This window comes from Enterobacter cloacae complex sp. P40C2 (genome assembly GCF_014930695.1).
In the GTDB taxonomy this organism is placed as follows: Bacteria; Pseudomonadota; Gammaproteobacteria; order Enterobacterales; family Enterobacteriaceae; genus Enterobacter; species Enterobacter pasteurii.
This window is the reverse complement of record NZ_JADBRP010000001.1, coordinates 242074-263000: the sequence shown is the minus strand read 5'-3', so window position 1 is coordinate 263000 and position 20927 is coordinate 242074. Positions and strand designations below refer to the sequence as shown.

21 protein-coding genes are annotated in these 20927 nt (G+C 60.5%); 5 read left to right on the top strand and 16 right to left on the bottom strand.

Annotation, left to right across the window (positions count from 1 at the left end; all coding sequences use genetic code 11):
* Positions 1–9 precede the first annotated feature (9 nt).
* The 13 genes from IM304_RS01240 to IM304_RS01180 all read right to left on the bottom strand — a co-directional run bounded on the left by IM304_RS01240 (position 10) and on the right by IM304_RS01180 (position 11050).
* The gene (locus IM304_RS01240) at positions 10–1479 is read right to left on the bottom strand and encodes an aldehyde dehydrogenase (RefSeq protein WP_193354941.1); all 1470 of its coding nucleotides are present in this window, start codon (positions 1477–1479) and stop codon (positions 10–12) included.
* Between the two features lie 9 nt (positions 1480–1488).
* Positions 1489–2259 (bottom strand): aspartate dehydrogenase, encoded by a 771-nt coding sequence (locus IM304_RS01235; protein WP_176609526.1) that lies wholly within the window; start codon positions 2257–2259, stop codon positions 1489–1491.
* A gap of 9 nt (positions 2260–2268) precedes the next feature.
* Positions 2269–3063, bottom strand: a complete 795-nt coding sequence (locus IM304_RS01230; protein WP_193354942.1) for an SDR family oxidoreductase — start codon at positions 3061–3063, stop codon at positions 2269–2271.
* Positions 3047–3817: an alpha/beta fold hydrolase gene (locus IM304_RS01225; RefSeq protein ID WP_193354943.1), complete on the bottom strand. Its 771-nt coding sequence runs from the start codon at positions 3815–3817 to the stop codon at positions 3047–3049. Before IM304_RS01225 ends, IM304_RS01230 begins: the two co-directional genes overlap by 17 nt.
* A gap of 9 nt (positions 3818–3826) precedes the next feature.
* A complete protein-coding gene (locus IM304_RS01220; RefSeq protein WP_148418529.1) occupies positions 3827–4357 on the bottom strand; it encodes a cupin domain-containing protein in 531 nt (176 codons plus the stop codon).
* A 10-nt stretch (positions 4358–4367) separates the two neighbouring features.
* A complete protein-coding gene (locus IM304_RS01215; RefSeq protein ID WP_193354944.1) occupies positions 4368–5624 on the bottom strand; it encodes an MFS transporter in 1257 nt (418 codons plus the stop codon).
* 25 nt (positions 5625–5649) lie between these two features.
* Positions 5650–6837, bottom strand: a complete 1188-nt coding sequence (locus tag IM304_RS01210; protein WP_193354945.1) for an NAD(P)/FAD-dependent oxidoreductase — start codon at positions 6835–6837, stop codon at positions 5650–5652.
* The gene (locus tag IM304_RS01205) at positions 6834–7760 is read right to left on the bottom strand and encodes a VOC family protein (protein WP_193354946.1); all 927 of its coding nucleotides are present in this window, start codon (positions 7758–7760) and stop codon (positions 6834–6836) included. Before IM304_RS01205 ends, IM304_RS01210 begins: the two co-directional genes overlap by 4 nt.
* Positions 7761–7838: 78 nt before the next feature.
* Positions 7839–8627: an IclR family transcriptional regulator gene (locus IM304_RS01200; RefSeq protein WP_176609522.1), complete on the bottom strand. Its 789-nt coding sequence runs from the start codon at positions 8625–8627 to the stop codon at positions 7839–7841.
* Positions 8628–8639: 12 nt separating this feature from the next.
* The gene (locus IM304_RS01195) at positions 8640–9389 is read right to left on the bottom strand and encodes an SDR family oxidoreductase (protein ID WP_148418525.1); all 750 of its coding nucleotides are present in this window, start codon (positions 9387–9389) and stop codon (positions 8640–8642) included.
* Positions 9389–10411, bottom strand: a complete 1023-nt coding sequence (locus tag IM304_RS01190) for an aromatic ring-hydroxylating dioxygenase subunit alpha (RefSeq protein WP_193354947.1) — start codon at positions 10409–10411, stop codon at positions 9389–9391. Before IM304_RS01190 ends, IM304_RS01195 begins: the two co-directional genes overlap by 1 nt.
* A 10-nt stretch (positions 10412–10421) precedes the next feature.
* Entirely contained in the window at positions 10422–10730 is a 309-nt protein-coding gene (locus IM304_RS01185; RefSeq protein WP_193354948.1) for a recombinase-like helix-turn-helix domain-containing protein, read from the bottom strand.
* Complete coding sequence (locus IM304_RS01180; protein ID WP_003860044.1) at positions 10727–11050, bottom strand: non-heme iron oxygenase ferredoxin subunit; 324 nt, start codon at positions 11048–11050, stop codon at positions 10727–10729. Before IM304_RS01180 ends, IM304_RS01185 begins: the two co-directional genes overlap by 4 nt.
* A gap of 414 nt (positions 11051–11464) precedes the next feature.
* On the opposite strand from IM304_RS01180, the gene IM304_RS01175 reads away from it, so the two are divergent.
* Entirely contained in the window at positions 11465–12676 is a 1212-nt protein-coding gene (locus IM304_RS01175; RefSeq protein WP_193354949.1) for an MFS transporter, read from the top strand.
* A gap of 2 nt (positions 12677–12678) precedes the next feature.
* Here IM304_RS01175 and speB read toward each other — a convergent pair whose 3' ends face one another.
* From speB to yqgB, 3 genes are all read right to left on the bottom strand, one after another.
* The gene (gene speB, locus IM304_RS01170; RefSeq protein ID WP_058608614.1) at positions 12679–13599 is read right to left on the bottom strand and encodes an agmatinase; all 921 of its coding nucleotides are present in this window, start codon (positions 13597–13599) and stop codon (positions 12679–12681) included.
* Between the two features lie 244 nt (positions 13600–13843).
* Positions 13844–15820: a biosynthetic arginine decarboxylase gene (speA, locus tag IM304_RS01165; RefSeq protein ID WP_148418521.1), complete on the bottom strand. Its 1977-nt coding sequence runs from the start codon at positions 15818–15820 to the stop codon at positions 13844–13846.
* A gap of 8 nt (positions 15821–15828) precedes the next feature.
* Positions 15829–15960: an acid stress response protein YqgB gene (gene yqgB / locus IM304_RS01160; protein ID WP_057979949.1), complete on the bottom strand. Its 132-nt coding sequence runs from the start codon at positions 15958–15960 to the stop codon at positions 15829–15831.
* A gap of 660 nt (positions 15961–16620) precedes the next feature.
* On the opposite strand from yqgB, the gene metK reads away from it, so the two are divergent.
* From metK to endA, 4 genes are all read left to right on the top strand, one after another.
* Complete coding sequence (gene metK / locus IM304_RS01150; RefSeq protein WP_061097111.1) at positions 16621–17775, top strand: methionine adenosyltransferase; 1155 nt, start codon at positions 16621–16623, stop codon at positions 17773–17775.
* A 361-nt stretch (positions 17776–18136) separates the two neighbouring features.
* Positions 18137–19534, top strand: coding sequence for a galactose/proton symporter (gene galP, locus IM304_RS01145; RefSeq protein ID WP_148418520.1), 1398 nt, complete (start codon positions 18137–18139; stop codon positions 19532–19534).
* 59 nt (positions 19535–19593) lie between these two features.
* Positions 19594–20091, top strand: a complete 498-nt coding sequence (locus IM304_RS01140) for a SprT family zinc-dependent metalloprotease (protein ID WP_061097110.1) — start codon at positions 19594–19596, stop codon at positions 20089–20091.
* 94 nt (positions 20092–20185) lie between these two features.
* Complete coding sequence (endA, locus tag IM304_RS01135; RefSeq protein WP_193354950.1) at positions 20186–20893, top strand: deoxyribonuclease I; 708 nt, start codon at positions 20186–20188, stop codon at positions 20891–20893.
* Positions 20894–20927 lie beyond the last annotated feature (34 nt).

Sequence of the window (20927 nt, the reverse complement as noted above, 5' to 3'; positions counted from 1 at the left end):
CACCCTTTCTCAGTCGCACCAGTGGTTGACGCTGTTACCCGTCGCCAGATAAATGCTCTTTTGCTGCATCCAGGCCTTCAGCCCCTGAATGCCCTTCTCGCGGCCCAGGCCGCTCTCTTTAAAGCCCCCGAACGGGGTCGAAATCGCAAACACTTTGTAGGTGTTGATCCACACCGTGCCCGCCTCAAGCTGCTCGCTTAAGCGCAGCGCGCGTCCGGTATCGCGCGTCCAGATCCCCGCCGCCAGGCCGTAAACCGAGTCGTTCGCCTCGCGGATGAGCGCCGCCTCATCGCGAAACGGCATCGCCACCAGCACCGGGCCGAAGATCTCCTCCCGGCACGCGCGGGCGCTGTTGCTTAGCCCTTCGATAATCGTTGGCAGGAAGAAGCTGCCGCCTGCGAGCGCGGGATCGGCCGGGATCTCCCCGCCGCACAGCACGCGCCCCCCTTCACGCTTCGCCAGCTCGACGTACGCCTGCACGCTCTGGCGATGCCCGTCGTTGATGAGCGGCCCAACGTGGACGCCGTCGGTAAACGGATGCCCGACGCGCAGCCCGCGGGTTAATTCCAGCAGCCGCGCCATCAGCGGGGCGTAAAGGCTTTCGTGGATAAACAGCCGCGAACCGGCGATGCACGCCTGCCCCGCCGAGCTGAAAATGCCGTAGCAGATCCCGCGCGCGGCCTGCTCGATATCCGCATCCTCCAGCACGATAGTCGGCGATTTCCCGCCCAGCTCCAGCGATGCCGGGATCAGCTTTTCCGCCGCCACGTGCGCCAGGTGACGGCCCGTGGCGGTGCCGCCGGTAAAGGAGATTTTCCGCACGCGAGGGTGGCGCGCCAGCGCGTCGCCAATCACCGAGCCTTTGCCCGGCAGCACGCTCAGCAGCCCGGCGGGCAGCCCGGCCTGTTCAAAAATACGCGCCAGCTCCAGCGCCATCAGCGGCGTGGCTTCGGCAGGCTTGAGGATCACCGCGTTGCCGGCGGCAATCGCCGGCGCGACCTTCTGCATCTCGCTGGCAATCGGCGAGTTCCACGGCGTGATGGCCGCCACCACGCCGAGCGGCTCATAGCGGCTCAGCGTCAGCAAATCCGGCTGGCGCGGCGTCGGGAGTTCACCTTCCAGCAGCTCGCAGGCGGCGGCAAAGTAGCGCGCCGTTCCCGCCGCGCTCATTACCAGCCCGCGCGCCTCCGCCAGCGGCTTGCCGTTATCGCGGCTCTGCATCTGCGCCAGCTCGTCGACGCGGGATTCAATGAGAGCCGCCACCTTGTGCAGGATCTTCGCCCGTATATGCGGCAGGCTATGGCGCCACGCGGGATCGCGCCACGCCCGCTCGCCGGCCTCGATCGCGTCATGCAGATCGTCAAGGCTTGCCGCGTTCAGCGTGGCGTTGATCGACCCGTCTGCCGGGAAGTGACTCTGCATCGGGCTGCCGCTGCCGTGTCGCCACTGGCCGCCGATAAAAATCTTCAGATCGTCCATCGTCGCTCCTCAGCTCAGGGCCAGCTCGCGGCAGGCGCGGACCGCGCTCAGTGCCGCCAGGGTGGAGGTTTTGGGATTAGAGGCAAGCGGCAGGCCGCTCAGCTCCAGATGGAATTCGCCAAACGCGCCTTCGACGTGCAGCGTGTGGGTGTTGCGCGTCGTTGCCGGATCGACCATCAGCTGCACGCGAGTGTCGTCCATTCCCACGCCGCCGAGCGCCACGGTGGCCGCCACGTTGGCGTTGGCCGGGAACAGTCGCGCCGCCTCCCGGGCGCTGCCTTCAAAAAAGACCTGCGCAGCTGATACTGAATTGAGATCGATAAGCTGCTCGGCGTAGCTGCCGCGCCAGCTGGCCGGGCTTTTGCGCGACCGGTAGGTCACGCGCTCCAGCCCGCCCTCCTTCGCCGCCGCCAGCCCGTCGATGCCGGCTACCGCGCCGGAGAGCAGGGTCAGCCTGCCGCCCGCGGCGAGCAGGCGCTGCTCCAGCGCGCTGTCCGCCAGCGCGCCGGTGGAAATCACCGCCAGATGCCAGCCGCGGCGCAGAATCTCTTCGCCGTACTGGGCCACCGCCTGCTGGCTGGCGCACTCCAGCACCAGGTCGGGGGTTTGCGCGCAATCCATCGGCGAGGCCAGCGCCGTTACCGCCTCGCCGAACCGCGCGCGAATGGCCGCGTGATGGGCCTCGCGCGCCACAATCCAGCCGATAGCCACGCCCGCGGGCAGGCGCTCGATCACCGCCTGCGCCATGGCGCCAAACCCGATTAACATGATCTTTTTCATGATGCGTCCTTACAGATGGCGACAGAAGCCGCCGGAAACGTCCAGCGCGGCACCGGTGGTAAACGAGGCCAGCGGCGAGGCGAGGAACAGCAGCGCCTGCGCGGGCTCCTGCGGCCTGCCGAGGCGCGCCATCGGAATGCCTCGCCTGCGCGCGATGTCCGCCGTCCACTCCGGCCAGCTCTGGCTTTTGTCCGTCCGGCTTTCAAAGCGGCGCTGCCACTGCCCCGACTCCACCATGCCGAGCAGAATGGAGTTGACGCGGATGCCCTTGCCCACCAGCTCTTTCGAGAGCGTCAGCGTCATGTTCAGCAGCGCGGCGCGGGCTGCTGACGTGGCAATCATGTGCTCCTCCGGCTGCAGCGCCAGCAGGGAGTTGACGCAGGTGATGGAGGCGATGTCGGACCGCTCCAGCAGCGGCTGAAACGCCTGCACCGGGTTGATGACGCCAAACAGCTTGAGTTCGGCCTCGTGCAGCCACGCCTCGCGCGGGGTGTCGTGGAAGTGCGCCACGTAGCCCTGCCCGGCGTTGTTGATCAGCATGTCCGCCGCGCCAAAGCGCGCCTGAACCGCATCCGCGAAGGCCTGCACCTCGTCGGCGTTCAGCACGTCGCAGCGGTAAGAGAAAACCTCCCCGTCGGGGTATTCGTTTTGCAGCGTCGCGTGGGCGCTGGCGAGGCGATCCGGGTCGCGGCCGCAGAAGGCCACTCTGGCCCCCTCGCCCAGCAGCAGGCGCAGCGTTTCAAAGCCAATGCCGGAAGATCCGCCGGTGACGACCGCCACGCGCCCGTCAATTTGTGCATTCATCGCGCACCTCTTCGTTAATGCGTAAAAGCTGTTGGTTAAAAAACGCGTCGTTATCGAGATAGCTGGCGTGTCCGGCCTGCGGAATGGCGATAAACGGCATGCCGTAGCGCAGCGCCAGCCCCTGCACCAGCTCGGGCTGCGTGATCGCGTCCTGCTCGCCGCACCACACTTCAAAGCTGCCTGAATAGCCCTTCAGCCAGGCGTGGATGTCGTCATGCGCCAGCATCCACGCGGCGGCAAGGTAGCCTTCGGCGCGAAGCGTGCGCATGCCCGCCGCGACGGTGGCGATATCTTCCGCGCGCGCGCCGGGGCGCAGCAGCATCGCGGCGCGGGTCTGGGCGAGGATGTCGCCGCCAGGCGCCATCTGCTGCTCGCGGCTGCGCCAGACCTGCTCGCGCTGCTCCGGCGCGGCATTGCCGTACCCCTGCGCGGCGTCCGCCAGCACCAGATGGACAACGCGCTCCGGGAATTTCGCGGCAAAGGCGCTGGCAACCAGCGCCCCCAGCGAATGACCCACCAGCACCGCCCGCCAGATGCCCGCGCGGTCGAGCATCAATGCCAGCGCGTCGGCGTAATCCCCCGCGTTCGCGCGCTCCACCGCCAGCATCGGGCTTTCGCCATAACCGGGCATGTCCCACGCCAGCACGCGAAAGCCGTTCAGCGCCATCTGCTTGTGCCAGGAGGCCGCGCCAGAGCTGATCCCGTGCAGCAGCACCAGCGGAACGCCGCTTCCCTGTTCACGAAAACCCGTCATCATGCCCCCTTAGTTCCGCTTCACTTTGGAAAGCGGGTGATCGGCCGGATAGGTCGGGATTTCCGGCCTGTTGGTCCCCAGCATGACGCACATCAGCGCCTCTTCTTCCCCATGGTTGAACAGCCCGCGATAGATCCCCGGCGGAACGGAGATGAGATCGCGCTCGCGCAGCACGGTTTCGGTGTAGTTCTCGCCGTCCTGGATCATCAGCGTGATCTGCCCCTTAAGCATGAAGAACACCTCTTCCACGTCGTCGTGCAGGTGCAGCGGCCCTTCGCACTTCGACGGCAGCACCATGGTGGAGAAGGTAAAATGGTCCGCCTGCACGGTGTTGGTGTCGTTCGCCACGCCCGTTGCCCCGGTGCCGATGTAGCGCATCTGCGCCCGGCGGTATTTCGGGTCAAAATCGGCCTGGAACTTCAGGGCGTTCCAGTCGTATTTGCGGCCCTCGAAGCGCGCGATGCGCGACTCGACCCACTCTTCCATCGTCAGGTGGTCAGGTTTGATGCCTGAAGTGTTGGTTACGGTTGAATCAGTCATGACACTCTCCTCAGTAACGTCTCAGCAGCGGCAGTAACAGGACGCAGCCCACCGCCGCCATCACCGCCAGAAAAATCAGCCCGGAATCCATGCTGTGGGTGAAGGCGATAAGCGCGCCCATCACCGCCGGCGACAGCGCGCCCGCAAAGTTTCCCAGCCCGTTGAAAATCCCCCCTGCCGTGGCGCTCACCCGCGGATGGGTGGCCTTCGCCAGCAGGGCGAAAATGTTGGGTGCGCCGGTGCCCCACATAAAGGTGCTGAAGCTCATCGCCGCGATGATGGTAAGCGGGGTGTCGAGGTGCATCACCGCCGCCAGTCCTACCGCCGCCCCCGCCATCGAGATAAAGCAGGCCGCCGCGCGCTTATCGACCCGGTCAGAGAGCCACGCGCCAATCACTTCGCCCGCCAGCATGGCGATGAACGGCATCGACGACAGCCAGCCCGCGTGCTCCAGATGAATGCCCTTGCCCTTGATCAGATAGCCCGGCAGCCAGCCGTTAATGCCCCACAGGTAGGTCAGGAAGGCGATGTTAAAGATGCAGATGATCCAGAAGTGCGGGCTGACGAACAGCTCGCGCCGCGCCGCTCGCCGCTCCTCCCGGGACGCCTGCGACGTGCCGGGTTTTGCCTCCAGCCGGATCCCACGCAGGCCAACGCGCACGAAGATCAGCACCGGCAGGGTAAGCATCGCCATCACGAAGAAGGTGCTCTGCCAGCCGAAGGTGTTCAGCAGCCAGAGGGAGAGCGGGAAGCCAATCGCCGCGCCAACCGGCGTGCCCAGTAGCCACAGCATGGTGGCGCGCGCCTGCAGATGCTGCGGGAAGTTGTGGCGCACGATGGCGAAGGCCAGCGGGAACAGCGGCCCTTCCGCCACGCCCAGCAGGATGCGCAGGACGATCATCAGCGTGTAGTTATGGGTAAAGCCCATCGCCACCATCAGCACGCACCACACCACCATCATTCCGGTAAGCAGGCGCAGCGGGGCGATTTTGTCCCCCAGCCCGCTGAGGAAGACCGACGAAAAGCCGTAGCTCAGCAGGAAGGCGCTCATCAGAATGCCGAGGCGCGTGGTGTCAAAATCGATGCCCATCGCCTGCTGGAAATGGCCGTCGGAAAACAGCGCCGCGATGCTGATTTTGTCGAAAAACGCCAGCAGCACGCAGGCCAGCAGCGACAGCGGGATGGCCCAGCGCACCGCTTTTTCAGGCGTGCGGGCTCCCTCACCGCTCGCCTCTGCGGGCGCGGTGTTGGTCTCTAATGTGGTCATGTCTCCCCCTACGGGTGCGGGTTAGCTATCGCAGTGACATCAGTGAAAAAGCCGGGTCGGCGAGCGGCACGTCGGACAGATCGCGCCCCGCCGCCATCCAGCGCTTCGCCAGCTTGACGGTGCGCGCGTCGTTAAACGCCACCAGCTGCGTCAGCCGCCCGTTTTCGTCCAGCGAGAAGAACAGCGCGTCTTCGCGCACCAGCGTTTTCCCGCCCGGCTGCGGAATGCCGAGGATTTGGATATTGTGCTGGTATTGATCCGACCACAGCCACGGCGCATCGTCGTAGCCTGGCGCATCGGGGTTCAGCATCGCCTTCGCCGTCGCCACCGCCTGGTTCTGGGCGAAGGCCCAGGACTGGATGCACAGGCCGTAGCGGTGATGCTGCGCCACGTCCCCGGCGGCAAAGATGTGCGGATCCGAGGTGCGCCCCTGCGCATCCACCACGATCCCGCGCCCGGTTTTCAGCCCGGCGTCGCGCGCCAGCTCCAGGTTAAGATCGACGCCGATGCCTACCACCGCCGCGTCAAAGGTTTCGCGCCTGCCGTCGCAGTGGATGACCGGCAGGCCGTTGTCGTCCTCCAGCTCCAGCGCGCCGCAGCCGGTGCGGATATCCACACCCTGCTCGCGGTGGATAGCCGCCAGGCGCTGCGACACCTCGCCGCTCACCGAGCGCATGCACAGGGCGGGCTGCTGCTCGAACAGCGTGACCGCCACGCCGCTCCTGCGCGCCGAAGCGGCAATCTCAAGACCGATCCAGCCGCCGCCAACGATAGCCAGGGTGCGGCTCTCCGCCAGACGGCTTTTCAGACGCTGCGCGTCCTGCCAGTGGCGCAGGGTATAGACCTGCGGATGCGCAGCCCACGCCTCGCCCGGCAGGCGCGCCCGCCCCCCGGTGGCAACTAAAAGGATGTTGTAACTAAGGTGCTCGCCGCTGCTCAAGCGCACCGTTTTCGCCTCGCGGTCGATCTGCTCCGCGCGCAGAGGGCGGTACCAGGTCAGGTTCAGCGCCCGCTGCGCCTCGTCGGTAAACAGCCGCGGGAGCGCCGCGTCCGGCTCCAGCAGAGTCGCTTTCGACAGGGGCGGACGCTCGTAGAAATCCCATTCCTCTTCCGCCACCACGCAAATCTCGCCGTCGAAGCCCTCGTCGCGCAGGGTTTTCGCCGCCCAGCCGCCCGCCTGGCCGCCGCCGATAATGACAATGCGCGACGTCATACCGCCTCCGGCTTTTTCTGCTGGCGGCGCGTGTCGTGGTCAATGCCGCCCTCCACCGCCCATTCGGTAAAGGAGACCAGCGAATGCTCCAGCTCGCGCGGCTGCCAGTTTTCCGTCAGGTAATCGTCGTTGGTGTAATACTCAAACGCCCCGCCGGTCGGGCTGTTGACGTACCAGAAGTAGGCAGAGGACACCGGATGGCGCCCCGGCCCGATGAAGGTGCTCCATTCATTTTTGTTCATCGCAATCCCGCCGCCGATCACCTCGTGGATGTCGCGCACGGTGAAGGCCACGTGGTTGAGGCCACGCTTGCGGTGTGGAAGCTGTAGCAAAAAGAGGTTGTGATGCCCGCCGCGCGCGCCGCAGCGCAGGAATACGGCGCGGTTGATGTAGCGGTCCGAGACCTGGAAGCCGAGCACCTCGCGGTAAAATTTCTCCACCGCCGCCAGCTCCTCCACGAAGAACACCACGTGCCCCACGTTGATCGGCTGGGCGCGATCGTAAACCGGGCTGGGGGTGTCGATACGGCGAGCGTCGCCCCACTGGTTGATCGGCTCAACGTTCAGCTCCACGTCGGTCTGCTGGCTGACCTGGACGCGCAGCGTCATGCCGTTCGGGTCGAGGCACTCCAGCGCGTCGCCCACTTCGCAAAAGCCGGGCTGCTGCGCAAGCTTCGGGCGCAGCGCGTCCAGATCTGACCGGTCGGCAACCGCCCAGGTCATGCGGCGCAGGGTGTTACCCGCCTCAAACGCGGGAGGCAGGTCGGGGCTGTCGATCGGGTTAAGCTCCACGCGCGCGCCGCTCAGGGTGGTAAAACGCTGGCCGCTGGCATCGCCCGTCAGGCCAAAATCACGCATAAATTTGGCGCAGTGCGTCAGGTCTTCCACGCCAAATTCCAGCTTTTCAATTCCGGTTACACTCATCGTTCGTTGCCTCATCTGGCCCAAATTGGGCGTAAAACATGCCCGACGCAGCGAAGCGCCTGGCGTTAACTCACTGATTTAACTGGCCTGTGACAGGTAGCCTAAGAAGCCAGAAATTTTATCTGCCGCAAGGCGAACCTCGTTTTGCAGCCGCTCGCGGTCGGCCTGCGGGATCTCCTCCGACGGCACCAGAATGCTGACGACCGCCGTCACGCGATGGCTCCGGTCATACACCGGGTAGACGATGGAGGAGATGCCGTGGCGGAAGAAGGATTCGCCAATCACGTACCCGCGGGCTTTGTCCTGCTGCACCATCTGCCACAGGGCTTCGCGGTCGTGAAGCTGCCCCGGCACGTTGCCCGGCAGGCGCTCGTGCGGGAACAGCTGTTCGAAATCGGCGCGGGAAAGATCGGTCAGCAGCATGCGGCCGAGCGAGGTGCAGTGCACCGGCAGGCGGGTGCCAATGCTGACCTGGTTGATGCGCGACCCGGCGGCGCTGACGCGGGCGATGTAGATGATGTCGCGCCCGTCGCGGATCGCCAGATGGCTGCTGCACTGGCTCACGTCCCGAAGCTGCTCGATCACCGGCTGACCCACCTGCGCCACGTCCAGCGAGGCGATGTACTCAAAGCCCAGACGCAGCACGTTCATGCCCAGCGAAAAGGTATTGGTGCGCGCGTTGCGCTCCAGAAAGCCCATATACTCCAGGGTCTGCACCACGCGGTAGGCGGTGGCCTTCGGCATATCCACCAGCCGGTGCAGCTCGGCAAAGGTCAAATCGCGATGCTGCTCGCCAAAGGCCAGCAGCAGCTGTAAACCGCGCTCCAGTCCCGGCACCAGATACTTCACTTCCCGATCGTCTGCCATCATCGCCCTACCTTAGTTAAAGACAAAACCGCCGTTGACCGGGATCAGCTGTCCGGTGATGAACCTCGACAGATCGCTTAACAGCCAGACCACGCTGCCGGTCACGTCTTCCGGCTGCTGCGCGCCCGCTAGCGCCCGGCCGTTTTCGTAGAGCTGATGCCGTTCAGCGGGCACATATTCGGTGGCCTCGACGCGGGTCAGCCCCGGCGCGATAGCGTTGATTCGGATACGCTTTTCACCCAGCTCGCGCGCCATTGAGCGGGTCATGGCAATCACGGCGCCCTTGCTGGCGACGTAGGCCATCAGGCGCGGCGCGCCCCAAAGCGCGGTATCGGACGCCACGTTCACAATGCCTGCCCCTTCGCGCAGCAGCGGCACGGCGGCGCGCGTCACCAGCCAGGTGCCTTTGACGTTCACGCTCATCACGCGGTCCCACAGGTCAGGATCGTAATCGAGCATGTTTTTACCGCCCACGCCCGTCGCCATCGCCGCGTTGTTCACCAGGCCGTCGATGTGCCCATGCTCGCCAACGGTGCTGAACACCCGCTCAATGGAGCGCGGATCGGCCAGATCGATAACGTGCGATTCGATCGCATAACCCTGCCCGCTCAGCCGGTGGGCGCTTTCGGCAAGTTCGCCTTCCAGGATGTCGCACATCACCACCGCGGCGCCCTGCTCCGCACAGGCTCTGGCAAAGTGATAGCCCAGCCCGCGCGCGGCGCCGGTCACGACGATGCGCTTACCGCTCAGCAGCCCGTTCATCAGGCGGCTCCCTGCTGTTCTTCGCGCATCGCCAGCTGCTCTTTAGCGGCCTTTTGCATCATGCGGCGCAGGCGAGAGAGGCCGACGTCGTGCTGGTACAGGTATTCATGGTCGCGGGCGTTTGGCGCCAGGCTTTCCAGCACCACGCGGTCCTGCTCCAGCACCTCCCAGTGCAGTTTTTCCAGGCGGTTGCGGTACATGAAGCGCCACATGTCGCGCTGCCAGCCCTGCACGCGGCGGATGCGCCAGAAGAAGACGCGGCAGTTGTCGTTATCTTCCGGCACCACCATGCCGACAATAAAGAAGTGACCGCCCGGTCCGAAACGCTTCTTATAGGGAATGGAGAGCCGCATCCAGCAGGCGCCGCTGTTGCCCAGCTCCACCCAGTCAAAGTTGATGCCGCTCTGCCCTTTCTTCTCGAAAATAAAGCCGGTTTTCGTCGGCTGGAGCACCATGTCGGCCTTGCGATCCCCTTCCGCCATCGAGTGCGAGGAGGAGTGCAGATAGGTGCCGTGCATCGGGTCCATCACGTTTTCCAGCGCGTACTGGTAATTGCATTTCCACGCGGCGGTGCAGAGGAAGTTGCTGAAGCTGTCCGTATCGGCAAGCTCATCCGGGAAGATCAGCTCGTCCGGCTGCTGGTCAGCGGTGACGCCGAACCACAGGAAGATGGCGCCGTGCGCCTCCTGCACGTTGTAGCTGCGCACGCACTGCTGGCCGACCAGCGGACATTTGTCCACGGCGGGCACATCCTTCACTTCGCCGTTGCCCGCCACCTCCACGCCGTGATACCAGCAGGCGATGCGGTCACCGAGGTTCCAGCCCATCGACAGGCGCGCGCCGCGGTGCGGACAGCGGTCCTCCAGCGCCTGTACCTGGCCGTCCCTGTTGCGCCAGACCACAATCTGCTCGCCCAGGCGGGTAATGCCCACCGGCGCAGACTGTACTTCCCAGCTCGCCAGCACCGGATACCAGAGGCCGCGCAGGCCTTTATCGAGATAGTTTTGTACGGTAGTCGTCATCGCGTTGCCCTCAGTAGCCGTTAACCTGTAAGAATGCCTGGAAGCTGGCGTCGCTCCACGGCTCGCCCTGCTGGTCGTGCATGCGCACCGCGTTCAGCCCGTTGACCAGCTCCGGTAAGGTTTCAACGCCCTGCTCGAAGAGATCTTCCAGCGTCGCAATCAGGTTCATCTCCCAGCTTTCCGGCTCGCGGCTGCGGGTCTGCCAGATCAGATTCGAGTACTCACCCGGCTTATGAATGGTACCGTTACCGCCCTCTGCCGGTGGGGTAAACTGACGGCTTTCCGGCAGCGCGGGGTTGTAGTTCAGGGTGTCGCTCATGCCACGGTCTCCTCGACGAAGGTAATCTGAATCTGGTTTTCAAAGACCCGAACCGGATAGCGGTTAAGGTTGCGGCCGCCGGGGCCGTGAAGGCACTGGCCGGTTTTCACGTCGAACACCGCTTCATGCAGCGGGCATTCCACCTTGCCGTCTTCCACAAAGCCCTGGCTCAGCAGGGCATAAGCGTGCGGGCATACGTCTTCCAGCGCGTAATATTCACCGTCAATCAAATAAACGCCGATCTCTTTACCGTCGACGTTGCCGCTAAAAGGGAAATCTTCCTGCACTTGTTCTGCGTCACATACGCCTATCCAGCTCATCACGATCCTCCAGGCTTTTGTTTCATATATGAAACTCTGTTTCTTATTTAATACGGTCAATATAAAAGCGGTGAATGTTTCGTCAAGCGCCAATGTGAAGAATTTGTTAATCAAACGGGAATTAATTAACTAAGTGTGCAAAGGATCACGAAAAAATGCAGCGATATGAAATTTTCATTATTGCCGCGTGAAAGGATACGATTAATCGATAGCTGTAATTTTAAAGAAACAGATATTGACTTCTTTTCTTTTTGCTCCTTAAAAATAAAAAGGCTGAAGCGATAACGGTTTCACCTGTGAAACTGAATTTAATTTTATTGTTAATAAACAATGAGTTTCACTGGTGAATCATTTTATCTCCGTGACAGTCACGCTGTTAAAAATATAAACGTAAGCACGCATAAGGCAGACATCATGACGGCAAGATGGCAAGGCACAATTGCACTGTTATTTCTCATTATTATTTCCTACATCGACAGGGTAAATATCTCGGTAATGATTTTAAACCCGGAATTTGCCGAACACTTTCAGCTAAATGAAAACAGAATGTTACAGGGAATGCTGATGACCTGCTTTCTGCTGGGTTATGGCTTTTCGGCTTTATTATTAACGCCAGTTATAGAAAGCAAATTTCATTATCGGCAGGGATTATTAAGCAGCATTGTGATTTGGGCCCTGGTCTGCGCCATTTCTCCGCTGCTGGGCTCGCTGATGGGGATGCTTATCGCCCGCATCATCTTAGGTATTGCCGAAGGACCGCTCTTTTCAATGAAGACGCGCTTTATCAGCGACAACTTTCCCGCGCAGGAGATAGGCAAGCCCAACGCCGTAACCGCGCTGGGCGTCTCGCTCGGGCTGGCCGTCGGCTTTCCGCTGGTTACCTGGCTGATGACGCATCTGGGCTGGGCCGGATCGTTTTATGCGCTGGCGGCGATCAATCTGGCGCTCGGCGGTGGCCTGATCTGGCGTTTTCTTCCGGCGCCACATAGCCCGCTGAAGCTGAAAAAACGGGGAATGCTGGAGACGTTTACGCTCGCCTGGCAAACGCCGCTGCTGGGCTGGATCCTGCTGGTTGAAATCGCCACGCTGAGCTATCTCTGGGGAAGCAGCGCCTGGCTGCCCGCGTGGCTGCGCGACGAGCACCGCTTTTCGCTGCACGCCACGGGCATGCTCGCAGCGGTGCCTTTCCTGCTGAGCCTCGGCTCTAAGTTCCTCGGCGGCGTACTGCTCGATAAAATGCGCCCGGAACAGGCGCCGGTGCTGTTTGTGGCGGGCGGGGCGCTGACGGCGCTGTCCGTAGTCGGGCTGATGCTCAGCCATCAGCCCGCCTGGCTGGCGCTGTTTATGCTGTCGGCTAACGCCTTCTGGGGGCTTCAGGGCGCGGCCATTCCGGCGACGATCCAGCACCACGCCGCGCGGGACGCGGTGGGCAGCGCCTACGGCATCATTAACGGGATCGGCAATATCTGCGCGGCCTTTATTCCGCTGCTGATGGGAATGGTGATGAGCTCGGTGGGGTCGGTCAGTTCTGGCTTTTCGGTGCTGGTGGCGTCGCAGGTTATTACCCTGCTGGCCGGGGGAATGTTGCTGCTGCGCATGCGTCGCGCAGCAGCACTCAGCGCGTAGGCTTATTCGCCTTTTTTCGCCGCCTGGATGTAGAGCATTTCCAGCGCCAGGGTCGCCGCGGCCAGCGCGGTGATCTCGGACTGGTCATAGGCCGGAGCCACTTCCACCACGTCCATACCGACGATGTTCAGATCCTTCAGGCCGCGCACCAGCTTGATGGCGCGATCTGAGGTCAGGCCGCCGATCACCGGCGTACCGGTGCCCGGCGCAAAGGCCGGATCCAGGCAGTCGATGTCAAAGGTCAGATAAACGGGCATATCACCGACGATCTGCTTCACCTGCGCGATGATGTCGTCCACGCCGCGATCGTTCACCTGGCAGGCGTCCAGCACGGTGAAGCCGTTGTCTTTGTCGAATTCGGTGCGGATGCCGATCTGCACGGAGTGGTTCGGATCGATCAGGCCTTCTTTCGGCGCGGTGAAGAACATGGTGCCGTGGTCGAACTCGCAGCCGTTCGCGTAGGTGTCGGTATGCGCGTCAAAGTGCACCAGCGCCATTTTGCCGAAGTGCTTCGCGTGGGCGCGCAGCAGCGGCAACGTGACGAAGTGGTCGCCACCGAAGGAGAGCATGCGCTTGCCGGCAGCCAGCAGCTTCTCGGCGTGGGCCTGCAGCTTTTCGCTCATTTCACGCGCGTCGCCGAAGGCGTACACCAGGTCACCGCAGTCCACCACGTTCAGGCGCTCGCGCATGTCGAAGTTCCACGGGAAGCGGTTGTGCTCCCAGGCCAGGTTAGTGGAAACCTGACGGATAGCCGCCGGACCGTGGCGTCCACCCGCGCGGCCGGACGTTGCCATGTCGAACGGTACGCCGGTGATCACCCAGTCAGCGTCGCTGTCGTACGGCTGGAAGTTCATCGGAAGGCGTAAAAAACCAAACGCGTTAGATACCAGAGAGTTATCGTACTGATGACCTAAAGTGCTCATGTCCTGACCTCTTTTAAAGTCGATGCATTAAAAACAGATGAAAAAAAATCCCCTCCGCGTCGTTAAACCCGACGAGGAAGGGATTGATTTGTAAATCGCATAGTGGGGCGAATTATCGCCGTTAATTCATACGGGTTCAAGTGAGTATAGGGCATTGTGCGGCCTTTGCCCCTCACCCTAACCCTCTCCCCAGAGGGGAGAGGGAATATGAATACCCTCTCCCACCGGGAGAGGGAAATTAACCTTACTCGTCTTCCAGGTAGGTATACCCGTACAGACCCGCTTCAAACTCTTCCAGGAACTGCTGCTGCAGCGCATCGTCCAGACCGGTGTTTTTCACCTGGTCGCGGAACTGGGTGAGCAGTTTTTTCGGATCCAGCTGCACGTATTCGAGCATGTCCGCCACGGTATCCCCTTCGTCGGACAGCTCAACCTCCACGCTGCCGTCAGGGAAGACAAACACGTCAACCGCTTCGGTATCGCCGAACAGGTTGTGCATGTTGCCGAGGATCTCCTGATACGCGCCGACCATAAAGAAGCCCAGCATTGGCGGGTTCTCAGGATCGTATTCCGGCATCGGCATGGTGGTCGCGATACCGTCGCCATCCACGTAGTGATCGATAGCGCCATCGGAATCACAGGTGATGTCCAGCAGCACGGCACGGCGTTCCGGCGCGTGGTTCAGCCCTTCCAGCGGCAGAACCGGGAACAGCTGGTCGATACCCCAGGCATCCGGCATCGACTGGAACAGGGAGAAGTTGACGTACATCTTATCCGCCATACGCTCCTGCAGTTCGTCGATGATCGGACGGTGCGCGCGGTTGCTCGGGTCGAGCTGTTTCTGCACTTCATGGCACATGTTCAGATAGAGCTGCTCCGCCCACGCGCGCTCCTGCAGGCTGAAGGTGCCTGAAGAGTAGCCGACGTGAATGTCGTGCAAATCCATCTGGCTGTCGTGCAGCCACTCGCGCAGTGAACGGCGCGTGCCCGGCTCGTGCATCTCCTGCCAGGTTTCCCACATGCTTTGCAGGGAACGCGGGGCATCGTCCTGCGGAGGCGTCGCTTCGGTGATTTCGCTACGCTCAACGCCGATGATGTTCGAGACCAGCACCGTGTGGTGCGCGGTGACCGCGCGGCCGGATTCTGTGATTACCGTTGGATGCGGCAGGCCGTGCTCTTCACAGGCATCGCCAATCGCCCAGATGATGTTGTTGGCGTATTCGTTCAGTCCATAGTTTACGGAGCAGTCAGACTGCGAGCGGGTACCTTCATAGTCCACGCCCAGGCCGCCGCCCACGTCGAAGCACTGAATATTCACGCCGAGCTTGTGCAGCTCAACGTAGAAACGCGCTGACTCACGCACGCCGGTGGCGATATCGCGGATGTTGGCCATCTGCGAGCCGAGGTGGAAGTGCAGCAGCTGAATGCTGTCCAGACGACCGCGCTCGCGCAGGATTTCCACCAGCTGTAACACCTGGTTCGCCGCAAGGCCGAACTTGGATTTTTCGCCGCCGGAGGACTGCCATTTACCGGAGCCCTGGGAAGCCAGACGCGCACGCACGCCAAGGCGCGGCACCACGTTCAGGCGCTCGGCCTCTTCCAGCACGATGGCGATTTCGGTCATCTTTTCGATCACCAGATAGACCTTGTGGCCCATCTTCTCGCCGATCAGCGCCAGACGAATGTATTCACGGTCTTTATAGCCGTTACAGACGATCACCGACCGGGTCATGCCCGCGTGGGCCAGGACCGCCATCAGCTCCGCTTTAGAACCCGCTTCGAGGCCCAGCGGTTCGCCGGAGTGGATCAGGGATTCAATCACGCGGCGGTGCTGGTTCACCTTGATCGGGTAAACGAGGAAATAGTCGCCGTTATAGCCATACGATTCGCGCGCGCGTTTGAACGCGGCGTTGATGGAACGCAGGCGGTGTTGCAGGATCTGCGGGAAGCAGAACAGTGCAGGCAGGCGCTGGCCCTGCGCTTCACGGGCTTTCACCAGCTTAGCGAGATCCACGCGCGCTTCCGGTACGTCCGGGTCCGGGCAGACGGTGATGTGGCCCAGCTCGTTGACGTCGTAGTAGTTATTGCCCCACCAGGCAATATTGTAAGTGCGCAGCATCTTGCTGGCTTCCTGGGAGCTCATCGCAACCTCCTGCATAGAACGTAGTACACCCTGTTCGCCTGCTGACGAAGGCGAAAGCGAAGACATGTCGTCAGACATAGCGAACCTCAACTCTTTGTATTAAGTGTAAAACAGTTGACTACTATCGCAGCGTTATACGGCGATAACAACCCATTAACGGCTCCATTTCCCAGCAGAGTATGCTGAAATCCAGACCGTGCGACCGGTTTCTTATTCATATCATTGTAAAACACGTATCCGAACTCTGTATGACAAGGTTCGGCGAAACCACGAGAAAACTCCTGTATTAACAAGAGCGCCCTTGTTCAGTTTTCACAAAGCGTGACCGGCTCTGGAATCCTGAGAAGCACCGAGATGGGTATAACATCGGCAGGTGTTTAAACCAGAAGTGCGGGTGGGAATCACATGCGCGCCAGAACGGCTGCGCTGAATGAGCGGAAAACGATGGTTCATTATCTCGTATCACCTCCACGGCCGCCTCTTCTGAAACGGACCACAAGCCAAAGCTAAAAGTTCACTGCTTAACCCGGCTGGAAGTGGCGACACGATGAGTTCATCGAGCGCTTTTTTGGTATGAGCCGCGCGCCGCGTTTTATACCGAGAACAGGGGTAAAAAGCAAAAGATAAATACGTGGGTTGCCAGGAGCGTCAGGAAAAATTTCCAGTAATGAATTCAACTCAGTGAGAGCGTTGTCAAAAAAAACTGGAAATCGGGCGAAGAAGTGACCTAAAATAGCCGTCCAGATGTTAATCCATCCATACTGATTAACACTCAGACTGCCAGTGTCAAAATCCTGCAGGCCTTGGTAGAATTATCTCCTTTGGCTATTCCACACAGCAGCTTGAGCTAACCAAATTCCTCTTAGGTGAAATATAACATGGCAAAACACCTGTTTACGTCCGAGTCTGTATCAGAAGGACATCCTGATAAAATTGCTGACCAAATCTCCGATGCGGTGCTGGATGCTATCCTCGCGCAGGATCCTAAAGCGCGCGTAGCGTGTGAAACCTATGTCAAAACCGGCATGGTTCTGGTTGGCGGTGAGATCACCACCAGCGCATGGGTTGATATCGAAGAGATCACCCGTAACACGGTACGTGAGATCGGCTATGTGCATTCTGATATGGGCTTTGATGCCAACTCCTGCGCGGTACTGAGCGCGATTGGCAAACAGTCTCCGGACATCAACCAGGGCGTTGACCGTGCCGATCCGCTGGAACAGGGCGCGGGCGACCAGGGCCTGATGTTCGGCTACGCAACCAACGAAACCGACGTGCTGATGCCGGCACCTGTGACCTACGCACACCGTCTGGTGCAGCGTCAGGCTGAAGTACGTAAAAACGGCACCCTGCCGTGGCTGCGTCCGGATGCGAAAAGCCAGGTGACCTTCCAGTATGACGACGGCAAAATCGTCGGTATCGATGCCGTGGTGCTCTCCACTCAGCATGCCGAAGATATTGACCAGAAATCCCTGCAGGAAGCGGTGATGGAAGAGATCATCAAGCCGGTTCTGCCGACCGAATGGCTGAGCTCTGCGACCAAATTCTTCATCAACCCAACCGGACGCTTTGTTATCGGCGGCCCAATGGGCGACTGCGGCCTGACCGGTCGTAAGATCATCGTTGATACCTACGGCGGCATGGCGCGTCACGGTGGCGGTGCCTTCTCCGGTAAAGATCCGTCTAAGGTTGACCGTTCTGCCGCGTACGCTGCACGTTATGTTGCGAAAAACATCGTTGCTGCGGGCCTGGCTGACCGCTGTGAAATTCAGGTTTCCTACGCTATCGGCGTGGCTGAGCCAACCTCCATCATGGTTGAAACCTTCGGCACGGAAAAAGTGCCTTCTGAACAGCTGACCCTGCTGGTGCGCGAGTTCTTCGACCTGCGTCCATACGGCCTGATTCAGATGCTGGATCTGCTGCACCCAATCTACCAGGAAACCGCCGCGTACGGTCACTTTGGTCGCGAACATTTCCCGTGGGAAAAAACCGACAAAGCCGCTCTGCTGCGTGAGGCTGCCGGTCTGAAGTAACCGATCGCTAAATGCGTTAAACAGGCCAGCCTTTGCGCTGGCCTTTTTTATGTCATGTGGCGGCGCAAAGCCGCATAGCATGGAACCGATTACACCTCATGCTTCGCGCTCCGCTTTCAGAATAATCTCTTTGCACAATCGCCTTTCTTCTGCTGTTACATTTCCTTTCAGTTAAGTCTGAAATTCATGCAAACGCGATGCACATCAATTAATTTACCTCTATATTTTCAAAGCTTTAATTATTTTTACGGTTACAGGTTAGTGTAACCGATTACACCATTGTGATTTGTCTCACATATTTTTATGGGTCGCTCACCTACCCTTAACATTGATAAAACTGATAACCAAACTGGAGGGCATAATGCCTGACAATAATAAACAGGGGCGTACGTCCAATAAGGCAATGACGTTCTTCGTCTGCTTCCTTGCCGCTCTGGCAGGATTACTCTTTGGCCTGGATATTGGCGTAATTGCCGGTGCATTACCTTTCATCACCGAAGAGTTCCAGATTAGCGCACACACTCAGGAATGGGTGGTTAGCTCGATGATGTTCGGTGCCGCCGTTGGCGCGGTCGGCAGCGGCTGGCTCTCCTTTAAGCTCGGGCGTAAAAAGAGCCTGATGATCGGCGCGATCCTGTTCGTTGCCGGCTCGCTGTTCTCTGCTGCGGCGCCTAACGTTGAGGTCCTGATCCTCTCCCGCGTGCTGCTGGGTCTGGCGGTGGGCGTCGCGTCTTATACCGCTCCGCTTTACCTGTCTGAAATCGCGCCGGAAAAAATTCGCGGCAGCATGATTTCCATGTACCAGCTGATGATTACCATCGGTATTCTGGGCGCTTATCTTTCCGATACGGCGTTCAGCTACAGCGGCGCATGGCGCTGGATGCTGGGTGTGATCATCATTCCTGCCATCCTGTTGCTGATTGGCGTCTTCTTCCTGCCGGACAGCCCGCGCTGGTTTGCCGCCAAGCGCCGCTTCCACGATGCGGAACGGGTGCTCTTACGCCTGCGCGATACCAGCGCAGAGGCGAAAAACGAGCTGGAAGAGATCCGCGAAAGCCTGAAGATTAAACAGTCTGGCTGGGCGCTGTTCAAAGAGAACAGCAACTTCCGCCGCGCGGTGTTCCTTGGCGTGCTGTTACAGGTAATGCAGCAGTTCACCGGGATGAACGTCATCATGTATTACGCGCCAAAAATCTTCGAGCTGGCGGGTTACACCAACACCACCGAGCAGATGTGGGGCACCGTTATCGTCGGTCTGACCAACGTGCTGGCGACCTTCATTGCCATCGGCCTGGTTGACCGCTGGGGACGTAAGCCAACCCTGACGCTGGGCTTCCTGGTGATGGCTATCGGTATGGGCGTGCTGGGCACCATGATGCACATGGGCATTCACTCCCCAACCGCGCAGTACTTCGCCGTGGCGATGCTGCTGATGTTTATCGTTGGTTTTGCGATGAGTGCCGGTCCGCTGATTTGGGTGCTGTGCTCTGAGATCCAGCCGCTGAAAGGGCGTGACTTTGGTATCACCTGCTCTACCGCGACCAACTGGATTGCCAACATGATCGTCGGCGCAACGTTCCTGACCATGCTCAACACCCTGGGTAACGCCAACACCTTCTGGGTCTACGCCGGTCTGAACCTGTTCTTTATTGTTCTTACCGTCTGGCTGGTTCCTGAAACCAAGCACGTTTCACTGGAACACATCGAACGTAACCTGATGAAAGGTCGTCCTCTGCGCGAAATCGGCGCACACGACTGATCCTCCTGCGGGGAGGCGCCTCTTGCGCCTCCCCGCTTCCCGCTTTATGCTCTGCCCCTATGAAAGCTCCCCGTCTCCCCATCGCCATTCAGCAAGCCGTTATGCGCAGCCTGCGGGAAAAACTCGCCCAGGCCAACCTGAAGCTCGGCCGCAATTATCCTGAACCTAAGCTGGTCTATCAGCAGCGGGGAACCGCGGCGGGTACCGCCTGGCTGGAATCCTATGAGATCCGCCTGAACCCGGTTCTGATGATGGAAAACCAGCAGGCGTTCATAGAGGAGGTGGTACCGCACGAGCTGGCCCATCTTCTGGTGTGGAAACACTTTGGCCGCGTCGCACCGCACGGCAAAGAGTGGAAGTGGATGATGGAGGCGGTGCTTGGCGTTCCGGCGCGCCGCACGCATCAGTTCGAGCTGGAATCGGTACGCCGCAATACGTTTCCCTACCGCTGCCGGTGCCAGCAGCATCAGCTCACCGTCCGGCGTCACAACCGGGTGGTGCGCGGCGAGGCCACCTACCGCTGCGTGAAGTGCGGCGAACCGCTGGTTGCAGAGTAATCAATTGAACAATCAGGAACTTTCATGATCTGCCTGATTGCATACGGGAACAACATTCGTTACGTTGCGGGCTCGTTTTGACACGGAGTGTAAGATGTCCCGTAATGTTTCTCTCGCGGTCGCGTTTCTGGCGACGGCGCTCTCCGGCCATGCTCTGGCCGACGGTATTCACAGTTTCTCTCAGGCAAAAACTGCAGGCGTAAAGATTAACGCCGACGTGCCGGGTGATTTCTACTGCGGGTGCAAAATTAACTGGCAGGGGAAAAAAGGGGTCGTTGACCTTGAGTCCTGCGGCTATAAGGTACGCAAGAACGAGAACCGCGCCAGCCGAATCGAATGGGAACACGTTGTTCCGGCCTGGCAGTTTGGCCACCAGCGCCAGTGCTGGCAGGATGGCGGACGCAAAAACTGCGCGAAAGATCCGGTATACCGCCAGATGGAAAGCGATATGCATAACCTGCAGCCCGCCGTGGGCGAGGTAAACGGCGATCGCGGTAACTTCATGTACAGCCAGTGGAACGGTGGCGAAGGCCAGTACGGCCAGTGCGCCATGAAGGTGGACTTCAAGGAGAAAGTCGCTGAACCCCCTGCCCGCGCGCGCGGCAGCATCGCCCGTATCTATTTCTATATGCGCGATCGCTACGATCTCAACCTTTCCCGCCAGCAGACGCAGCTGTTCAACGCATGGGATAAGCAGTATCCGGTGACGGACTGGGAATGCCAGCGCGACGAACGTATCGCCAAAGTCCAGGGGAATCATAACCCTTACGTCCAGCGGGCTTGCCAGGCGCAAAAGAGCTAACCTACACTACGGCAATTCGCTTATATCGCATGAC

What these genes read in the sequence shown, in the direction of transcription:
- IM304_RS01240 (WP_193354941.1), bottom strand. Translation starts at nt 1,479, where the DNA reads ATGGACGATCTGAAGATTTTTATCGGCGGCCAGTGGCGACACGGCAGC.
- IM304_RS01235 (WP_176609526.1), bottom strand. Translation starts at nt 2,259, where the DNA reads ATGAAAAAGATCATGTTAATCGGGTTTGGCGCCATGGCGCAGGCGGTG.
- IM304_RS01230 (WP_193354942.1), bottom strand. Translation starts at nt 3,063, where the DNA reads ATGAATGCACAAATTGACGGGCGCGTGGCGGTCGTCACCGGCGGATCT.
- IM304_RS01225 (WP_193354943.1), bottom strand. Translation starts at nt 3,817, where the DNA reads ATGACGGGTTTTCGTGAACAGGGAAGCGGCGTTCCGCTGGTGCTGCTG.
- IM304_RS01220 (WP_148418529.1), bottom strand. Translation starts at nt 4,357, where the DNA reads ATGACTGATTCAACCGTAACCAACACTTCAGGCATCAAACCTGACCAC.
- IM304_RS01215 (WP_193354944.1), bottom strand. Translation starts at nt 5,624, where the DNA reads ATGACCACATTAGAGACCAACACCGCGCCCGCAGAGGCGAGCGGTGAG.
- IM304_RS01210 (WP_193354945.1), bottom strand. Translation starts at nt 6,837, where the DNA reads ATGACGTCGCGCATTGTCATTATCGGCGGCGGCCAGGCGGGCGGCTGG.
- IM304_RS01205 (WP_193354946.1), bottom strand. Translation starts at nt 7,760, where the DNA reads ATGAGTGTAACCGGAATTGAAAAGCTGGAATTTGGCGTGGAAGACCTG.
- IM304_RS01200 (WP_176609522.1), bottom strand. Translation starts at nt 8,627, where the DNA reads ATGGCAGACGATCGGGAAGTGAAGTATCTGGTGCCGGGACTGGAGCGC.
- IM304_RS01195 (WP_148418525.1), bottom strand. Translation starts at nt 9,389, where the DNA reads ATGAACGGGCTGCTGAGCGGTAAGCGCATCGTCGTGACCGGCGCCGCG.
- IM304_RS01190 (WP_193354947.1), bottom strand. Translation starts at nt 10,411, where the DNA reads ATGACGACTACCGTACAAAACTATCTCGATAAAGGCCTGCGCGGCCTC.
- IM304_RS01185 (WP_193354948.1), bottom strand. Translation starts at nt 10,730, where the DNA reads ATGAGCGACACCCTGAACTACAACCCCGCGCTGCCGGAAAGCCGTCAG.
- IM304_RS01180 (WP_003860044.1), bottom strand. Translation starts at nt 11,050, where the DNA reads ATGAGCTGGATAGGCGTATGTGACGCAGAACAAGTGCAGGAAGATTTC.
- IM304_RS01175 (WP_193354949.1), top strand. Translation starts at nt 11,465, where the DNA reads ATGACGGCAAGATGGCAAGGCACAATTGCACTGTTATTTCTCATTATT.
- speB (WP_058608614.1), bottom strand. Translation starts at nt 13,599, where the DNA reads ATGAGCACTTTAGGTCATCAGTACGATAACTCTCTGGTATCTAACGCG.
- speA (WP_148418521.1), bottom strand. Translation starts at nt 15,820, where the DNA reads ATGTCTGACGACATGTCTTCGCTTTCGCCTTCGTCAGCAGGCGAACAG.
- yqgB (WP_057979949.1), bottom strand. Translation starts at nt 15,960, where the DNA reads ATGAATAAGAAACCGGTCGCACGGTCTGGATTTCAGCATACTCTGCTG.
- metK (WP_061097111.1), top strand. Translation starts at nt 16,621, where the DNA reads ATGGCAAAACACCTGTTTACGTCCGAGTCTGTATCAGAAGGACATCCT.
- galP (WP_148418520.1), top strand. Translation starts at nt 18,137, where the DNA reads ATGCCTGACAATAATAAACAGGGGCGTACGTCCAATAAGGCAATGACG.
- IM304_RS01140 (WP_061097110.1), top strand. Translation starts at nt 19,594, where the DNA reads ATGAAAGCTCCCCGTCTCCCCATCGCCATTCAGCAAGCCGTTATGCGC.
- endA (WP_193354950.1), top strand. Translation starts at nt 20,186, where the DNA reads ATGTCCCGTAATGTTTCTCTCGCGGTCGCGTTTCTGGCGACGGCGCTC.